This window comes from Lysobacter sp. TAB13 (genome assembly GCF_052113885.1).
Lineage (GTDB): Bacteria > Pseudomonadota > Gammaproteobacteria > Xanthomonadales > Xanthomonadaceae > Lysobacter > Lysobacter gummosus.
Window position 1 is genome coordinate 1 of the sequence record NZ_JBFRDR010000263.1, and the last position, 416, is coordinate 416.

Annotated in this window: 1 protein-coding gene; it reads right to left on the reverse strand. The window is 58.4% G+C overall.

All coding sequences use genetic code 11. The features are described from left to right. Positions 1-46: 46 nt before the first annotated feature. Positions 47-416, reverse strand: a 370-nt coding sequence (locus AB4Y92_RS26100) for a hypothetical protein (protein ID WP_441822263.1), incomplete at its 5' end; no start/stop codon positions are given.

The window sequence follows — 416 nt, forward strand, 5'->3', positions numbered from 1 at the left end:
CTAATGGCCTGCGTTTGACCGGCGCCGCGCGCTGATTTGAGACGCATCAGGGGATAAGTGGCGTTTCGTTGAGCGCACGAAGGCCGGCGGCATATTTCCGCATCAGGCGGTCACGATCACGCACTTTCGACAGTCGCACCTCGTCCATATTGTCCAACAGGTCGGCTTCCTTCACGGACCGGCCTTGTGGATGGCGGCCGGCCCGACGCACGAAAGTGATGTACTCTTCACCATCGCGTCGAGTGAGTGCGTCGACCGCCGACACGACATTCTCGGTGAAACCCTCTCGGCGCAGATCTTCGATCGTCCAATCAGAGTCTTCGACAACATCATGAAGCGCCGCGATGATCGCATTCTGTTCCTGACCGGACGCGAGAAATCGCGCCATCAACCTCATTGGGTGTGCGATATACGGT